Annotated in this window: 14 protein-coding genes and 1 riboswitch; of the genes, 7 read left to right on the top strand and 7 right to left on the bottom strand. The window is 38.2% G+C overall.

From position 1 onward, the window contains the following. The first annotated feature begins 41 nt into the window (after positions 1-41). Together H4K35_RS09430 and H4K35_RS09425 are read left to right on the top strand one after the other, a co-directional pair. Positions 42-1,265 carry a porin gene (locus H4K35_RS09430; RefSeq protein ID WP_182627312.1) on the top strand — a complete coding sequence of 408 codons (1,224 nt, stop codon included), beginning with the start codon at positions 42-44 and terminating at the stop codon, positions 1,263-1,265. Between the two features lie 136 nt (positions 1,266-1,401). Beyond that, positions 1,402-1,890 carry a hypothetical protein gene (locus H4K35_RS09425; RefSeq protein WP_182627310.1) on the top strand — a complete coding sequence of 163 codons (489 nt, stop codon included), beginning with the start codon at positions 1,402-1,404 and terminating at the stop codon, positions 1,888-1,890. A 48-nt stretch (positions 1,891-1,938) separates the two neighbouring features. Here the strand turns inward: H4K35_RS09425 and H4K35_RS09420 are convergent, their stop codons facing one another. From H4K35_RS09420 to H4K35_RS09410, 3 genes are all read right to left on the bottom strand, one after another. Next, positions 1,939-2,169 carry a hypothetical protein gene (locus tag H4K35_RS09420; RefSeq protein ID WP_182627308.1) on the bottom strand — a complete coding sequence of 77 codons (231 nt, stop codon included), beginning with the start codon at positions 2,167-2,169 and terminating at the stop codon, positions 1,939-1,941. An 80-nt stretch (positions 2,170-2,249) separates the two neighbouring features. Then, complete coding sequence (gene lysA, locus H4K35_RS09415; protein ID WP_182627306.1) at positions 2,250-3,413, bottom strand: diaminopimelate decarboxylase; 1,164 nt, start codon at positions 3,411-3,413, stop codon at positions 2,250-2,252. Between the two features lie 10 nt (positions 3,414-3,423). Next, a complete protein-coding gene (locus tag H4K35_RS09410) occupies positions 3,424-4,743 on the bottom strand; it encodes an aspartate kinase (protein WP_182627305.1) in 1,320 nt (439 codons plus the stop codon). 418 nt (positions 4,744-5,161) lie between these two features. Between H4K35_RS09410 and H4K35_RS09405 the strand changes: the two genes are divergently transcribed. The 4 genes from H4K35_RS09405 to H4K35_RS09390 all read left to right on the top strand — a co-directional run bounded on the left by H4K35_RS09405 (position 5,162) and on the right by H4K35_RS09390 (position 10,605). Then, positions 5,162-6,913 (top strand): ABC transporter ATP-binding protein, encoded by a 1,752-nt coding sequence (locus H4K35_RS09405; RefSeq protein ID WP_182627304.1) that lies wholly within the window; start codon positions 5,162-5,164, stop codon positions 6,911-6,913. A gap of 74 nt (positions 6,914-6,987) precedes the next feature. Then, positions 6,988-7,353 (top strand): PUR family DNA/RNA-binding protein, encoded by a 366-nt coding sequence (locus tag H4K35_RS09400; protein WP_182627303.1) that lies wholly within the window; start codon positions 6,988-6,990, stop codon positions 7,351-7,353. Between the two features lie 66 nt (positions 7,354-7,419). Next, positions 7,420-7,481, top strand: a riboswitch (Fluoride riboswitch). Between the two features lie 28 nt (positions 7,482-7,509). Further along, complete coding sequence (locus H4K35_RS09395) at positions 7,510-8,727, top strand: chloride channel protein (protein WP_182627302.1); 1,218 nt, start codon at positions 7,510-7,512, stop codon at positions 8,725-8,727. Positions 8,728-9,051: 324 nt separating this feature from the next. Further along, on the top strand, positions 9,052-10,605 hold the full coding sequence (locus tag H4K35_RS09390) for an FMN-binding glutamate synthase family protein (RefSeq protein WP_182627301.1): 1,554 nt from the start codon (positions 9,052-9,054) through the stop codon (positions 10,603-10,605). 409 nt (positions 10,606-11,014) lie between these two features. Here the strand turns inward: H4K35_RS09390 and H4K35_RS09385 are convergent, their stop codons facing one another. Continuing rightward, positions 11,015-11,197, bottom strand: a complete 183-nt coding sequence (locus H4K35_RS09385; RefSeq protein WP_182627300.1) for a hypothetical protein — start codon at positions 11,195-11,197, stop codon at positions 11,015-11,017. Between the two features lie 181 nt (positions 11,198-11,378). On the opposite strand from H4K35_RS09385, the gene H4K35_RS09380 reads away from it, so the two are divergent. Beyond that, positions 11,379-13,076, top strand: coding sequence for a tetratricopeptide repeat protein (locus H4K35_RS09380; RefSeq protein ID WP_182627299.1), 1,698 nt, complete (start codon positions 11,379-11,381; stop codon positions 13,074-13,076). A gap of 41 nt (positions 13,077-13,117) precedes the next feature. Here the strand turns inward: H4K35_RS09380 and H4K35_RS09375 are convergent, their stop codons facing one another. The 3 genes from H4K35_RS09375 to H4K35_RS09365 all read right to left on the bottom strand — a co-directional run bounded on the left by H4K35_RS09375 (position 13,118) and on the right by H4K35_RS09365 (position 16,234). Further along, positions 13,118-14,056 (bottom strand): pyridoxal-phosphate dependent enzyme, encoded by a 939-nt coding sequence (locus H4K35_RS09375; protein WP_182627298.1) that lies wholly within the window; start codon positions 14,054-14,056, stop codon positions 13,118-13,120. A 62-nt stretch (positions 14,057-14,118) separates the two neighbouring features. Further along, positions 14,119-15,051, bottom strand: a complete 933-nt coding sequence (locus tag H4K35_RS09370; RefSeq protein ID WP_182627297.1) for a peptidylprolyl isomerase — start codon at positions 15,049-15,051, stop codon at positions 14,119-14,121. Positions 15,052-15,064: 13 nt separating this feature from the next. After that, positions 15,065-16,234 carry an MFS transporter gene (locus H4K35_RS09365; protein WP_182627295.1) on the bottom strand — a complete coding sequence of 390 codons (1,170 nt, stop codon included), beginning with the start codon at positions 16,232-16,234 and terminating at the stop codon, positions 15,065-15,067. Positions 16,235-16,400 lie beyond the last annotated feature (166 nt).

Here is a 16,400-nt window from a genome sequence, read left to right as displayed (position 1 = left end):
ACAAAACTAATCTTATTTTTGCAATCTCAACACACGAACACATGAAAAAGATCTATTTATTAATATTGACGTTACTTTCATTTAACGCAATAGCACAGAAAATCGAAAGGGTTAACAACGATGTTAAGTTAGCTCAATTGCCTTACTACAACTTTGGTAAGGGGGTAGGAATTACTTCTGCGGATAGTATTTTCCAATTGAACTTGCGATTCCGCATGCAAAACCGATTAACCTTTGCTGAAAACGACGGAGGAAAAACGAAATACGAGGGGGAAATCAGACGTTTGCGTTTGCGTTTTGACGGTTATGTTGGAAATCCGAAATTTTTATACGTGATTCAATTGTCTTTTGCGCCAAAGGATATGGGAACAACCGTAGAAGGTGAATCTGTTAATATCATACGCGATGCGGCACTGACCTATCGTCCAAATGAAAATTGGAGTTTTATCTTCGGACAAACAAAATTACCGGGAAATAGACAGCGTATAAACTCTTCGGGCGCCTTGCAACTAACGGATCGCTCCATCAATAATGCCAAATTCAATATTGATCGCGATTTTGGTTTACAAGCCTACTACCACCAAGAGCGAAAAGACAAATTTGGCTATGTTATTAAAACTGCTGTATCTACGGGTCGAGGAAGAAACTTCCAGGGATCTGAAAGCGACAGTTACGCCTTGACTGGGCGAGTTGAATTATTCCCAATGGGAAGTTTTAAAAATAACGGAGCTTATTTCGAGGGAGATATCGCCCGCGAGAGCAAACCTAAATTAATGCTTGCAGGAACGTTTTCACACAATAACAACGCGGAGAACTCTCAGGGACAAACGGGGAATGCACTATTTGAGACTAAAAACCTCAATTCCTTTATGGCAGATGCCATCTTAAAATACAACGGATGGGCGGGAATGGTTTCTTTTATGAACCGAAATGTCGACGATGCTATTACCTACCAAACGGATCTTGACGGAATAAAACAAAGTAGTTATGTTTATGCTGGGCATGGAATGGACTATCAATTGAGTTATATTTTCCCAAGTAATTACGAAGTAATTGGTCGTGTTTCTACTCAAAAAATGAAAACGCAATTGTACGAACAGTTGAATTTACCTAATACAACGCAATACTCTGTGGGAGTAACCAAGTACTTATGGGAACACGCGTTTAAACTACAAGCTGAATTGACATATGATCAACTTAGTTTTTATCAAGGATCGAGTAAAAACAATTGGTATTTTAGAATGCAATTTGAAATCGGAATCTAATCTTTGGTTTTTTAGTTCAAATTTCACGCGATAGATAACAAAAAAACAACGCTTATTCAAATCAATTGAAAAATAATTACAATCCTATATTTTTTTTCTATATATTTATAAGAGTAACCAACTTAAGTAATTAGCTATGAACAGATTATTTTATTATTTCAGCATTATACTAGTTGGAGTTAGCGCAATGAGTTGTAAAGATAAATCAACGGCAACCACTCCAGCTGAAGTAGAGACGAGTACTCCTGTAGATCAAACAAAAATTGAGTCAGCTATTCAAGAATACGAATTAATATCCCAAGAAAAAATAGATGATTTAAATCAGGCGATTCAACGTGATAAATTGACTTCAGTAGAGGAGATTATGCGTTTTTACTCACCTGAAACTAAAGGTGCAGAAGGAAAATACACCTACGATATAACCGTATTAAAAATGGCTAATTCATCGACAATACTTGTTACTTTGATTGAGGATGGAATCAACGATGATTCGATGCGAGCGAAAAAAGTAATCATGAACGTCACTGCAAAAGACGGAAATTTTGTAGTAACGAAAATAAAACAAAGTTACAAATGCTGGGAAGGAAGAGGACATAGCGATTGGAATGCAAGCTATTGTAATTAACATAAAAAAAAGTCGTGCAATGCACGACTTTTTTAGTTGATGTATTTCTTATTCAGCTTTCGCTTGTTCCTCATCTCTTTTCGCAATATTCATATTTGGAAATTTCTTTTGAATAGATTGCAAAGCAAATTCATTAATCTCATTCATTGCTTCTGGTGAAGGTAATTTTAATGTTTCTGCGTTGTGTTTCAAAACTTCTTCTAATAAGATCTGCGTTCTTAATAATTGAAAGTTTAAATCGATTAATTCTCCTGCTACGTCGATATCTCCTAATTTCATCTTAGTGTAATTAAATTAAATTTCTATTTTTATTTCAATCAAATTTAACAAACAATTTCTAATTTATACTAGAAAATATTTTATTCTTTAAAATAATAATTCAGTGGTTGTCTCAAATTGTAGCGCGACGCCATGACTTCACCATAAGCACCAGCAGAGCGAATGGCAATCAAATCTCCTCGATGTAAAGGCGGTAGTTGAATATTTTTACCAAAACAGTCGCTACTTTCACAAATGGGCCCCACCACTTCGTACAGTACGGATTCTTCTAGGGGTACCTGTGTAGCTGTTAGACTATCGATTTTGTGTTGGGCTTGGTATAAAGCTGGTCGTAATAATTCGGTCATTCCTGCATCCAAGATGGCGAAGTTTTTATTTACTCCGTTTTTGATGTACAAGACACGGCTGATCAAACTACCGCAGTTGGCCACTAATGATCGCCCCAGTTCAAAATGCACTTGTTGTCCTTTCTCAGGGGTCAAAAATTGATTAAAAATAGAAAAAAAGGCAGCAAAATCAACGATAGGCTCTGCATCAGGTTGAGCGTAGTTGATTCCTACACCTCCACCAACATTTAATATAGGCAAGACGTAGCCTCTAGCGACAAACCAAGCATTCCATTCGTTTACCTTGAGACACAAACGCTTGAATACCGTCCAATCAGAGATTTGAGATCCGACGTGAAAATGCAAGCCTACGAGAGTGACTCCGCTTTCTTTTTCCTGAACAAACGACAGACAATCCTCGAGTTCATGCATAAAAATACCAAATTTATTTTCGTCCAATCCTGTGGTGATATAGTGATGTGTTTGAGCGTCAATATTGGGGTTGATACGCAAAGCGACACGAGCTTCTGTCTGCATTTTTTGCGCAAGAGCACCGATAACTTTTAATTCTTGTAATGATTCAACATTAAAAGCTAAAATTCCGTGTTCCAAAGCGGTTTGAATGTCGCGATCGGTCTTCCCTACTCCAGCGAAGACAATATCCTCAGCCTGAAATCCATGGGCTATTGCCTGTTCGATTTCCAATCCGCTCACGCAGTCTGCGCCCATACCACTCGCGCTAATTTCTTCTAGGATGCGCGGATTAAAATTGGCTTTCACCGCATAGTGGATGTGATACCTCCAGCGATCAGCTTGTGCTTTGGCCGTGGCAATGGTTTGACGTAGCAAGGGCAAATCATAGTAGTACATTGGTGTTTCCTCTTGCTGCAGTTGTGCTAATATAGTTGTTGAAATCATAGGTATATCTTTAAAATAAGCGATGATGTAAAGCGCGTAATGCTTCAATTTTATAGGCTGAAGGAAGGAGTAGCGAAATATTGTGTTCGCTTCCTCCATAAGAAATCATGCGGATTGGAATGTGTTTAACTGCTTCAGATACGATAGTGGCATAGCCATTTTTATTGCGCTTAAAATCCCCAACAACACAAACAATAGTCTGATTTTCATCCACTTCTACACTGCCAAAGTGATTGAGTTCTGCAATAATTTCATTCAAATGTGTAGTCTTATCAATCGTTAAAGACACGGCTACTTCGGAAGTAGTGATCATATCAATGGGCGTTTTATAGCGTTCAAAAACTTCAAAAACGCGTCTAAGAAACCCATAGGCAAGCAACATACGAGAGGAATAAATGCGAATAGCAGTAATCTCATCCTTTGCAGCGACGGCAACAATTTCATCGTCGTGATCAAAGCGAGAGGAGATCAATGTCCCTGGGACCTCAATATGCATCGTATCGAGTAAACGCACGGGAATATTGGCTTTTTGCGCTGGAAAAACGCTCTGGGGATGTAGGATTTTCGCTCCGAAATACGCCAATTCCGCTGCCTCGTCAAAACTCAGATGAGCAATCGGTTTGGTATGCGAAACACAGCGGGGGTCATTGTTGTGAAACCCATCAATATCCGTCCAAATTTGAATTTCTTCCACTGCTAAAGCAGCCCCAACTAGAGAAGCCGTGTAGTCAGATCCTCCTCGTCTTAAATTATCTACCTCGCCAAAGGCATTTCTACAAATAAACCCTTGGGTGATAAACATCGTATCTGTAACATAGGAAGTCATCATCTGCTCCAATCGCTGTTTGATATACGGCAAATCGGGTTCGTTGTCTTCATTCATACGCATAAATTCCAGTGCTGGGAGCAAGACCGACCTTATACCTTTTTCCTGCAAATAACGGTGAAACAAAGCAGTCGACAGCAGTTCGCCTTGAGCTAAAACTAAGCGCGATTCGGCAGTCGTAAATAAATCATCGCCCAAAGCAATCAACAAATTAAAATGATGATGTATTAGTTGGTTCCCCTCGAGTTTCCCTTTTTCTGTCACAAACAATTCTAAGACAAAATCTTCGTATTTGCCTATTAATTCTTGAATGAGTTCCTGTGCTTGAAACACATTTCCTTGGGTATACTGGGCGGCAATCTCAACCAATGCATTCGTTGTACCAGCAACTGCAGAGAGCACAATCAGGTGCTTATCCGTGGATTGAGATTGAATAATGGGCCATAACTTTTCGAATCGCGCTGGGCTTCCAACAGAAGTCCCTCCAAATTTTAAAACTTTCATCCTGTGATTTTTATAAAAAAAGGGGTTTGTCGTCATGACAAACCCCTTGTTATTTTATTCGATTATAAAAAAAAGGACTTTCCTCACGACAATTGACGTAAGCTAAGCTTTTTCCCCTTTTTTATAACGATTGTGTACATATTTTCTTTTCTTTTAACTCAGCAAATATATTTGTTTTTTGCTGACGATCTACCTTATTAAATTATTTTTAATTTTATATTAGTTTATTTTTAACACTTCTATGTATTATACCTGAGTGTGTAACCTGTAATAATCGAAAGAGGGCGCGCTTACATTTCTCCGATCCTTTTCCCATCAAAAAAGAATAATAGTTTATATTTGCCTATCCTTTAAAAAGGAGCAGAAATGGTTTTATCGCCATCTTTTTTCTTACTTTGCAAGACTAGACAAACAAACTATGCGCGCTTTACAGTCCTTAAATAAATATTTTTTTAAATATAAGTATCACTTTTTAACTGGGGTAATTATTACCATTGTAGCCCAGATCTTTACGTTATACACGCCAAAACTAGTAGGAGATTCCATTCGCATTTTGGAGCAACTCACTGCTTTTGACAAAGAAACGGTAACAGAACTGTTATTATCGAACATTTTTTGGATATTGGTTACCACGCTTATTGCGGGTTTTCTAACATTTTTGATGCGTCAGACGTTGATTGTTATGTCTCGTCATATTGAATTTGATCTTAAAAATGATGTTTTTAAGCACTATGAGGTTCTTACCCAGAGTTTTTACAAGCAAAATCGCACAGGTGATTTGATGAATAGAATCAGCGAAGATGTAGGAAAAGTGCGACAATATGTAGGACCTGCGGTGATGTATTCCATCAATACGCTTATTCGTTTTGCCGTGGTATTAACCCAAATGTACATCATTTCGCCTCAGCTGACGCTATACTCATTGCTTCCGTTGCCTTTATTGGGGTATTTTATATTTAAACTCAGCAAACAAATCAACGAGCGCAGTTTAATCTTTCAGCAAAATTTATCTGTTTTATCAACCTTCACACAAGAGATTTTCTCGGGCATGCGCGTGATCAAGGCCTATGCGATTGAGAAGAAAAAAGTGGAAGAATTTGAAGAACTCACACAAAGTAGCAAAGAGAAATCGCTAAAACTTGCAAAAACAGGGGCCTTAATTGGTCCATTGATGATATTGTTAATTGGGATGAGTAATTTGATTGTCATCACCATTGGTTCTATTCTGTATTTCAATGGTAAGTTACCCGATATTGGGGTGATTGCTCAATTCATTCTCTACATCAACATGCTAACTTGGCCTGTTGCTTCTTTGGGATGGATTTCGTCTATGATTCAGGAAGCGGAAGCTTCTCAAAAGCGAATCAACGAATTTTTAAACGTGAAGCCAGAGATATACAATACCAATCCCAACCCTACGGAAATCAAGGGAAATATCGTCTTCGACCGAGTGTCGTTTACCTACCCTGACACGGGAATTGTCGCTTTACAAGATGTTTCCTTTTCCTTAAAAAAAGGAGAAACACTTGCTATTTTGGGAAAGACGGGATCTGGAAAGAGTACGTTACTTTCGCTTATTAGTCGCATGTACAACATTGATCAGGGGCAGATTCTGTTAGATGGAACTCCGATAGAAGATTGCAACCTGCGAGATCTAAGGCGTAATGTAGCAGTTGTTCCACAGGATTCGTTTTTGTTTTCTGACACTATAAGCAATAATATTCGCTTCGGAAAAGAAGATGCGACTATGGAAGAAATTGTCGATGCGGCAAAAAAGGCGGTGGTACATCACAATATTGAGCAATTTGAGCACGGATACGAAACTGTACTAGGTGAACGCGGGCTGACACTTTCAGGAGGGCAAAAACAACGTGTTTCCATTGCTAGAGCCTTGATAAAAGACGCCCCAATTCTGTTGTTAGACGACGCATTATCTGCTGTTGACACGGAAACAGAAGAGCGTATCCTCAAACATTTAGAACAACACAGCAAGCATATTACGACCCTGATTGTGACCCATCGAATTTCATCTGCTAAAAACGCCGATCAGATTATTGTCTTGGATCAAGGCCGTATCATTCAGGCCGGTACACACGATACATTAATCGATCAAGAAGGATATTATGCGGAGTTACATGAAAAACAATTGAAAGAAAAAGAAATAGTGTAAAAAGTTGGTTTATTAGGATTTTTTTTAGACTTTTGAAAGCTATATATACAAATCAATTAATTGATAGAAGGATTATGAGAGATAACGAAATGTTAGAAAAAGAAGAGATTTTCTCAAAAGTACTGAGAGCGGGTAGAAGAACTTATTTCTTTGATGTAAGAGCTACTAAGGCAGATGATTACTACATAACCGTAACTGAAAGTAAAAAATTCACAGAAGATGATGGATCTTTTCACTTCAAAAAACACAAAATCTACTTGTACAAAGAAGATTTCACAGCATTTAAAGATATCTTAGATGAAATGACTGAATATGTAGTGAACCACAAAGGAGAAGAAGTAATTTCGGAAAGACACCAAAAAGATTTCAAAAAAGAATATCAAAAAGAAGAATCTGATTCATTGAATAATTTCACAGATGTAGAATTTGATGATATTTAATCTACTCGATAACAAAATAATAAAAAGTTCAACTCCTTGAGTTGAACTTTTTTTTTACCTTTGTACGATCACTAGGGCAATGATGTCTGCCTTGAACCGCCTAAGTAGCTGATGACGTCTAGTATACTATAGTTTTATTATCTATACCAGATCGTTATGCATACAATTAAAAAAACAAAAGACTTTCTATTACACCACCTGAGTAAACCGTTTCTCTGGTTATTTATGAGTGTGGTTATCGGTGGATTGGTTGGCACATCTTCAGCACTTTTCCTCTTTATTCTCGATTGGGTTACTGCCACGCGAATGGAACATCCCCTATGGCTCTTGGGATTGCCTTTGGGCGGTCTATTTGTAGGTGTCTTATATCACTATATGGGAGGCACAGCCAATAAGGGAAACAACTTACTCATTCAGGCATACCATCATCCAGCAGAAAGCATTCCTTTAAAGCTAGCTCCCCTTGTGCTTGTGGGTACATGGATTACGCATTTATTCGGAGGTTCAGCTGGTAGAGAGGGTACAGCTGTTCAAATGGGAGGTGCGATTGCAGCTCAATTTATGCGACTTTTTAAACTCGGGACCTTTGACCGACAAGCGCTATTGCTTATGGGGATTTCAGGCGGTTTTGCATCTGTATTTGGCACTCCTTTGGCTGGCGCTTTATTTGCCTTAGAGCTCATGGTTGTCGGTCGCATACAATACAAGCATATACTACCTGTAGTTGCAACCGCATTCCTATCGCATTGGGTTTGTCTTAGTTGGGGCATTAGCCATACTGTTTATACCGTGGATGCACTTCCTAACTTCGACCTCCTCACCTTGTTGAAAGTATGCCTAGCGGGATTACTCTTTGGGTTTACGGCTATCGTATTTGTCAAAGCAACGGATGCTGTTGCTCACTGGACAACAAAAGTAATAGTCTATCCGCCTTTGCGTCCCTTTATAGGTGGGATCGTACTGTTGGGGTTATATTGGATGATTCGAGATCCTCGATTTTTAGGTTTGGGCATTGAAACAATAGTTGATTCATTTGCACATACTCAAGCCTATTCGGTTTTTTTACTTAAAATTCTATTCACTGCACTGACTTTAGGAACAGGCTTCAAAGGAGGTGAAGTCACGCCTCTCTTTTTTATTGGAGCGACCTTAGGCAGCTTTTTAGGCATTTACCTCCAAGTGCCGATTGGGTTTCTTGCTGCTTTGGGCTTTGTCGCTGTCTTTGCTGGTGCTACAAAAACGCCACTCGCTTGTATCTGTATGGCAGGTGAATTATTTGGTGGTGAAATACTTATCTATGCAGCACTTGCTTGTTTCCTAGCCTATCGCATCAGTGGTAAACACAGTATATATAAATTTCAATTATACCTATAAAACTGCACATCCATTCACATTTATAGTAATAAAAAAGAACAAAGATTACATTTTATACAGCAGTATAGAAAATTACATAAAAATTATTCACTCAATCTTGATAAAATTATCATATTAGCATTTTTATAGCTTAATCTTATCAAAATAATAATTATAAAAATCTTTTAAATTCAAAATCTTTACTACCTTTGCTTTCGATAGAAGTGATTTTACATTTTGTTTTTCACTAAGCAAAAAGCTAGTAATTACAACCTATTCACCCTATTTTTAAACCATTAACATTACAAACTAGACAACAAAAAGATTGCACTAAATTTTAGATTTATGTTTCACAAAAAGTTTTTTAATCGATTTACATTTGGCCAATTGACCATAGCATTAGTTGTGATATACGTATTGTATTCTATTACAACTTTCGCTCTTTATCAATCAACAGCTAGCATTGTTAATCTCGTAATCTCAGGAATTCTTACATATTTGACAATCTATGATTTAATCCAAAATAAACATACGATTCGTAAAAACTATCCTTTATTTGCGCGTTTTAGATATATGTTCGAATCCATTCGTCCAGAGATGCGTCAGTATTTTTGGGAGGGGGAATTAGATGGTAAACCTTTTAACCGTCGTGAGCGTTCGATTGTTTATCAAAGAGCAAAAAATGAGAAGCAAACCGTATCATTTGGTATGCAAGACGATGCAAATCGCATTGGCTACGAATGGGCGGCCCACTCTGTTTACCCAAAACACGTAACAGATTCGAACTTCAGAACATTGATTGGAGGCGACGACTGTAAGCAACCTTATAGTGCGAGCATATACAATATTAGTGCAATGAGTTATGGTGCATTGAGTAAAAAGGCGATTACGGCTTTAAATGAAGGGGCTAAAATCGGTGGATTTGCACATAACACGGGTGAAGGAGGAATAAGTCAATACCACCGTTCAGGAGGAGATTTAATTTGGCAAATTGGTACGGGATACTTCGGTTGTCGCGATGAGAAAGGTTTTTTCAGCGATGCATTGTTTGAAGAACGTTCGAATTACCCAGAGGTAAAAATGATTGAGTTAAAACTTTCACAAGGAGCAAAACCAGGACATGGAGGATTGCTACCTGCTGAGAAAAATACAGTTGAAATTGCTGCAATTAGAAGTATTACACCGCATACAACAGTTCACTCGCCCTCAGGACATACTGCTTTTTCAAATCCAGTAGAGCTAGTTCAATTCTTAGCTAGAATGAGAAAATTATCCAATGGAAAACCAGTTGGATTTAAAATCTGTATTGGACGCAAAGATGAATTTTTAGCTATTGTGGACGCAATGAAGCAAACGGGTATTACTCCAGACTTCATTACTATTGACGGTGCTGAAGGAGGAACAGGAGCTGCTCCATTAGAGTTTATTGACTATATGGGTATGGCGTTAAACGATGCTTTAGTATTCGCAAACAAAACATTAATCGAAAATGGGTTAAGAGGTAAAATTAGACTTTTAGCTTCAGGTAGAATTATCTCTGCATTCGATATTGCAAAAACGATGGCATTAGGTGCTGATGCATGTTACAGTGCTCGTGGAATGATGTTTGCATTGGGTTGTATTCAAGCTTTACAATGTGATAGTGGTCACTGTCCAGTAGGTATTGCAACTCAAGACGAAACGCTATACAAAGCGTTAGATGTTACAGACAAGAGAATGCGCGTGGCGAACTTCCACAAAAACACAATGAAAGCTTTAGGTGAATTCATCAGCGCTGTTGGATATGAAAAACCAAGCGAAATTGACCCTAGAACCTTCCATAAACGCGTGGATCACGGGGTTACAAAGAGTTTCCAAGAAATGTATTTTGGCGAATTAGATACGCGCAAAAAAGCGTAATCATAACCAAACTTATCAAAATAAAAAAAGGTCAGCAATCGCTGACCTTTTTCTTTCCCAAAAAACTCACTCATCAAATTAGGTTAGAATTTCAATGAGTGTTCAAAACAATTAAAACAAAAAATTTATTCATAGACTAAACGTCATCTCTTGTCTTACAAAATCAGGCGACAAGGTTAGGTCATCGCCTGAATACAATTCAAAACTGATAAAACTATTGTACGCATCTCACCTATTCTCCTCTGGCGCAGTTTGGCTTAATTAAGCCTAGCTGCATTAACAAAGAACTCGGTTAGAACTCTAGTCTTAGAATTGATTTTATATTGGCATTGCTTACACACAATGCTATCACTTTTTATATGGCTATTTCTGTACCTATATCGTCCCCTCCTGCGCGATCATCCTTCCTTTATTCTAGGTCTTCTATACTTTTAGAGATCTCCTCCCCTTTTTTCTTAGAAGTCACTACGCTCAGTCGATTCGTCTCTTTTCTTTTCGCATTAGTATCTCCAATGGAATGCGAACCTGAGCGATATGCTGTACTAAATTTGGGACTATTCCATGTAAACAGGGCGATTAGGGATTGTAACATTCACAATACAGCAAGAACGTTGTCCTTGTTTCTCAACCTTAATTCAACATTCATTTTAAGCTTCCTGAAACAAATTCTTAAGCAAAGTAAAACATTTTGTTAAAAAAGACACTATATTTGGGGTGGACATCGTGGTGGACAAAGGGGTGGACATTTTATTTTTTAACAATAATTGCTGTTTATGAAAAAGCTACTGTATCTTTTTATGTTATCGCTTCTATTTTCTTGTACTCCCTCAACCGAGCATACATCCAATCAAATTAACCTATTACTGGCTGATTTAAACAAAATAGACGATTTAGTGAAACTTGAAGAAGTGGTGGCAGCCAAGCCAACCAAAGCGTATGATTTGAATAAAAATATGTTTAGTACGATTGTAAAAATTAAACGCGCACAAATCAAATCCAAAGAACTCGGTGCATTTAACGAGCAATCAACTTTGCTTTTTAAAGAAGTCGAAGAGCAATTAGAAACCATAAACTTTCCTAATTTAACGCATTGGGCCTATACACAAATCGGCTTTTATTACTATACATACAATTACTATGTTGAATCGGCAAATTACTACAGTAAAGTCACTATTGCCTTAGATCATAATCCCGAACAAATCACCATTCAAGCTACAGATATTTACCGAAAAATTGGATATTTCTACGGAACCATAGGCAAAGCCAAACAAGGAATTACCTATTTGACCAAAGCGCTTCAACTAACCACTAAGGACAATATCAATTACACAAGTCTACTCAATGCTATTGGCAATTTTGCAATTAAAGACAAACAAGAAGCACTAGCCTATCCCTATTTGATTCAGGCAAAGAATATATCGGAAAGTCAGGGAGATCTTTTGCGCTATGCCAAAGTACTCGGCGATCTAGCTACAATTGAAAACAACAAGCAAAATTGGGAAAAAGCGATCAGTTACTTAGAAGAAGACATTGCGATTTCCAAAAAGGTAGACGACAAAAAGAACACCATGTTTGCCTTGCTTTCCCTTGCACAGGTATATTGGGATAAATCCGATATCCCTATGGCAAAGAAAACAGCGCTAGAGGCCTTTTCTTACACCCAAAGTCTGAACTATGTCAAAGGCTTTGAATATCAAATCATGCATCTTTTACTCGAAATCGCGATTTACGAAAAAGATGAAAAAAGAGAGCTTCTCTACCGAAGAAACCTAACTACCCTACACGAATATATCAATGAAACCGAAGGACAAAAAGCAATTGATCAGATAAACTGGGATGCTGAAATTGAATTGATTAATCTGCAACTAGAAGCTCAGCGCTATCACTTTGAGAAAATCAATTATCAACGCTTGTTATTTATATCTATTTCCTTCTCATTGGGTTGTATTTTAGTTTTTCTCTATCGCGTATACCGCACACAGTTATCCAAACAAGCTTCTATTTATGAGTCAAACATCTTAAAAATTGAGCAGGAGATGGCAGAATCCGAAAAGAGATGGCAGGACACTAATCACTCTTTAGATTCGTACAAAGAATATTTGGCAGAAAAGACCAAGCAGATTAATATTTTAGAGATTGAGTTAAATAAGCTAAAAGACTCTACTAGTGTAAAATCTCAGACAGAGCGAATGAAACTAGAACAAACCATTTCTTCCCATTTAATGACGGATGAGAGTTGGTTAATCTTTAAGAAAACATTTCAGAATGAACAACGGGAATATTTTGAAAACTTAATGCAACAGTTCCCTGAATTAACAGATTCAAATCTGCGCGTTGTATTGCTTCAAAAATTAAATTTAACCAATCAAGAGACAGCAAATATTTTAGGTATTACCATTGAAGCTGTAAAAAAGACCAAACAGCGACTAAAGAAAAAATATAGGGATACATACGATCAATTATTCAATTGATCACAAAAAAGGTTTAGTTTGCAACTAAACCTTTTTGTTATTTATTCAAAGGGTAAATTATCCAGATCTACATTACCTCCAGATAAAATTATTCCAACTTTTTTACCTTCAAACAATTGACGTTCTTTAATTAAGACGGCAAGTGCAACGGCACTACTTGGTTCGACGATGATTTTCATCCGTTGCCAAATTAGGCGCATGGCACTGATTATTTCATTTTCTCGAACGCGGATAATTGCTTTAACTCCTTCTTGAATGATAGGAAAGTTGACATCACCCAGTTGCGTACGCAGACCGTCAGCGATAGTTTCGACAGACAGGTTGCATTCAATTTTTCCACTTTCTAGGGAGCGAAAGGCATCGTCTACCTCATAAGGTTCACCTGCATACACTTCGATTCCCTCTTTACCAAAGGCTTTGGCGGCTAAAATAGTACCTGCCAATAGTCCCCCTCCTCCAACGGGAACGATCAGGGCATCTAAATCGGGTTTTGCTTCTAGCAGTTCTTTTGTTGCGGTGCTACTACCGAGGATGACATCCATTTCATTGGACGGGTGAATAAACGTCGCTCCAGTTTCATCAATCACTTGGTTACACACGCGTTCTCTGGATTCCATAGTAGGGGCACATTCGACGATTTCACCGCCGTACATTAACACAGCATCTTTTTTGACTATGGGTGCATTAAAAGGCATCACAATATAACACTTCACATCAAAGGTACGCGCTGCAAGGGCTAAAGCTTGAGCGAAATTTCCAGATGAATGCGTAACCACTCCCTTCGCCTTTTGATCTGCAGACAAATTGAGAATAGCATGGGTCGCTCCTCTCATTTTAAATGCGCCTGCGCGCTGAAAGTTTTCACATTTAAAATACAAATCACTTCCCAAAAAGTTTTCAATATGTCCCGATTCCATAATAGGCGTCAAGTGAACATAGGGCTTAATTTTTTCGTAACAGGTATTGATTTTCTCTTTCATAACTAAATTAACCTAGGATAAAAAACTCCCAAACTGATTAAAGTTTGGGAGTCTATAGTATATTACTTTACGTCCATTAATTCAACATCGAAAACTAGGATTGCATTTGGTGGAATAACTCCTCCTGCTCCTCTTTCTCCATAACCTAAATAGGATGGAATAACGAAACGAGCCTTATCACCTACTCTCAATAGTGCGATTCCCTCGTCCCATCCTTCGATTACATGTCCCATTCCCAATGGAAATTCGATTGGTTTCTTGCGTTTATAAGAGTTGTCAAACTCTGTTCCGTTGTCTAATGCACCTTTATAGTGTACGGCAACTGTTTTTCCTTTTTCTGCTTTAGCTCCTGATCCGTTTACGATCATTTGGTAACGCAATCCGCTTGCTGTACGTTCAAAACCAGCGGCTACTTTTTCTAATGCTTCTTCCGCTGCTTTTTTCTGCTCTTCTATTCTTCTTTCTCTTGCTCCTTCAAATACTCTGAAAGCCTCTACAGCATTCCACTGTTGAGCTGCCTCACCAACGCGAACGATTTCTAGTGATTCGATTACGTCATCTTGTCCGATTGCATCAACAATATCTTGTCCGCTAACTACATGACCAAAAACAGTGTGTTTTCCATCTAACCATGGAGTTGCTACGTGAGTAATAAAGAACTGAGAACCATTTGTTCCAGGGCCTGCGTTTGCCATAGACAATACACCAGGACCATCGTGTTTTAAAGTTGCGTCAAACTCATCGTCAAACGTATACCCAGGCCCACCTGAACCAATACCTTGAGGACATCCTCCTTGAATCATAAAGTCAGGAATAACTCGGTGAAATTTTAATCCATCATAATATGGTTTTCCTTGTGGACGTGCTGAATTTTCTAATTTCCCTTCCGCTAATGCAACAAAGTTACCTACTGTACCAGGTGTTTTATCTTCCGTTAGTTTAACTAAAATTTCGCCTTTTGACGTATTAAATTTTGCGTAAATACCGTTTTCCATTCTTCTTATGTTATTAATTTTTAATACTTTTATTTCGCTTGGCTTTTAAGTAGATCAGCCATGACAAAAAGGCTAACACCATGCCGCCTATACACACGCCTACCCAGCCAAAATAATTCCACAAATATAAACCAAAAGCCGAGCCAAATGCTGTTCCGAGGAAACTAAATGACATATAGACAGTATTTAGTCGATTACGCGCTTCTGGCAATAGGGAATAGATTCGCGTTTGATTGGACACGTGGATCGTTTGTAATCCTAAATCGATGAGGATGATTCCAATAATAATTCCGACAATAGAGGTATCCGACAGGGCAAACACGACAAAACTTAAAAATGTCATGCCAATACCATATAAAATTAGTTTTTGAGCGCCACCTGCTCCTCCAATTTTTCCGACTAAGGGAGCAGCAAAGGCACCACAAGCACCAATCAGTCCAAAAGATCCGATCAATGCGCTGTCATAACCAAAAGGTTGGTTGTGCAACAGCAGGACCATCGTGGTCCAAAACGCTCCAAACTGTGCAAAGGCCAAACTCGTAATCCACGTAGCTTCGCGCAGGATGGGTTGTTCTTTTATCAGTTTAAAAAGAGAACCATATAAACTAGACAGGCTTCCTTCATAGGTAGGTTTATTAATAGGGAGTCGAAATTGAATCAGGATAACTAAAAGCAGACAAATGGCCGTAGCAATCCAGAACATTCCACGCCATCCTAGCCACACGCCAACGAAACCACTTAAGGTTCGAGAGAATAAGATACCAATTAACAATCCGCTGACCACCGTGCCAATTACCTTGCCCCTTTGTTCGTCAGAAGACAAACTCGCTGCCATAGGTAGAACCAATTGAGGTACAATAGACGTTGCTCCAAGGACAAAGCTTATCACCTGGAGCCAAAAGAAATTTTGTACGCTAGCCGTTAGTCCCAAAGCGACAATCGCACAAAGGGTTGTCAGGGTGATTTGTTTTTTTCGCTCCAACATATCTCCTAAGGGAATCATCAAAAACATTCCGATAGCATAGCCCGCTTGGGTGAGGTAGGTCAGCGTTCCCGCATCTGATTCTGACACCTTAAACTCATCGGCAATTAAGTGAATTAAGGGCTGACAGTAATATAAATTGGCGACAATTAACCCGGTAACTGCAGCCATGAACCATACATTTGCTTTAGATAAACTCATAGGTACAAAGGTAAAACTTCTGCTTTGTTCCCACCCCTATCAGGCATAATTTGTACAAGAAATAAATAATTCAACTCATTTTTTATACTTGTATTTTGTAGGGATCTTTGAGTAAGGTAGATATTAGCGTTGGATTGTATTTAATTGGATTGTACCTTTGTGTAAA

Source organism: Myroides sp. NP-2 (assembly GCF_014145665.1).
Taxonomy (GTDB): Bacteria; Bacteroidota; Bacteroidia; order Flavobacteriales; family Flavobacteriaceae; genus Flavobacterium.
This window is presented reverse-complemented; position numbering and strand designations above follow the sequence as displayed.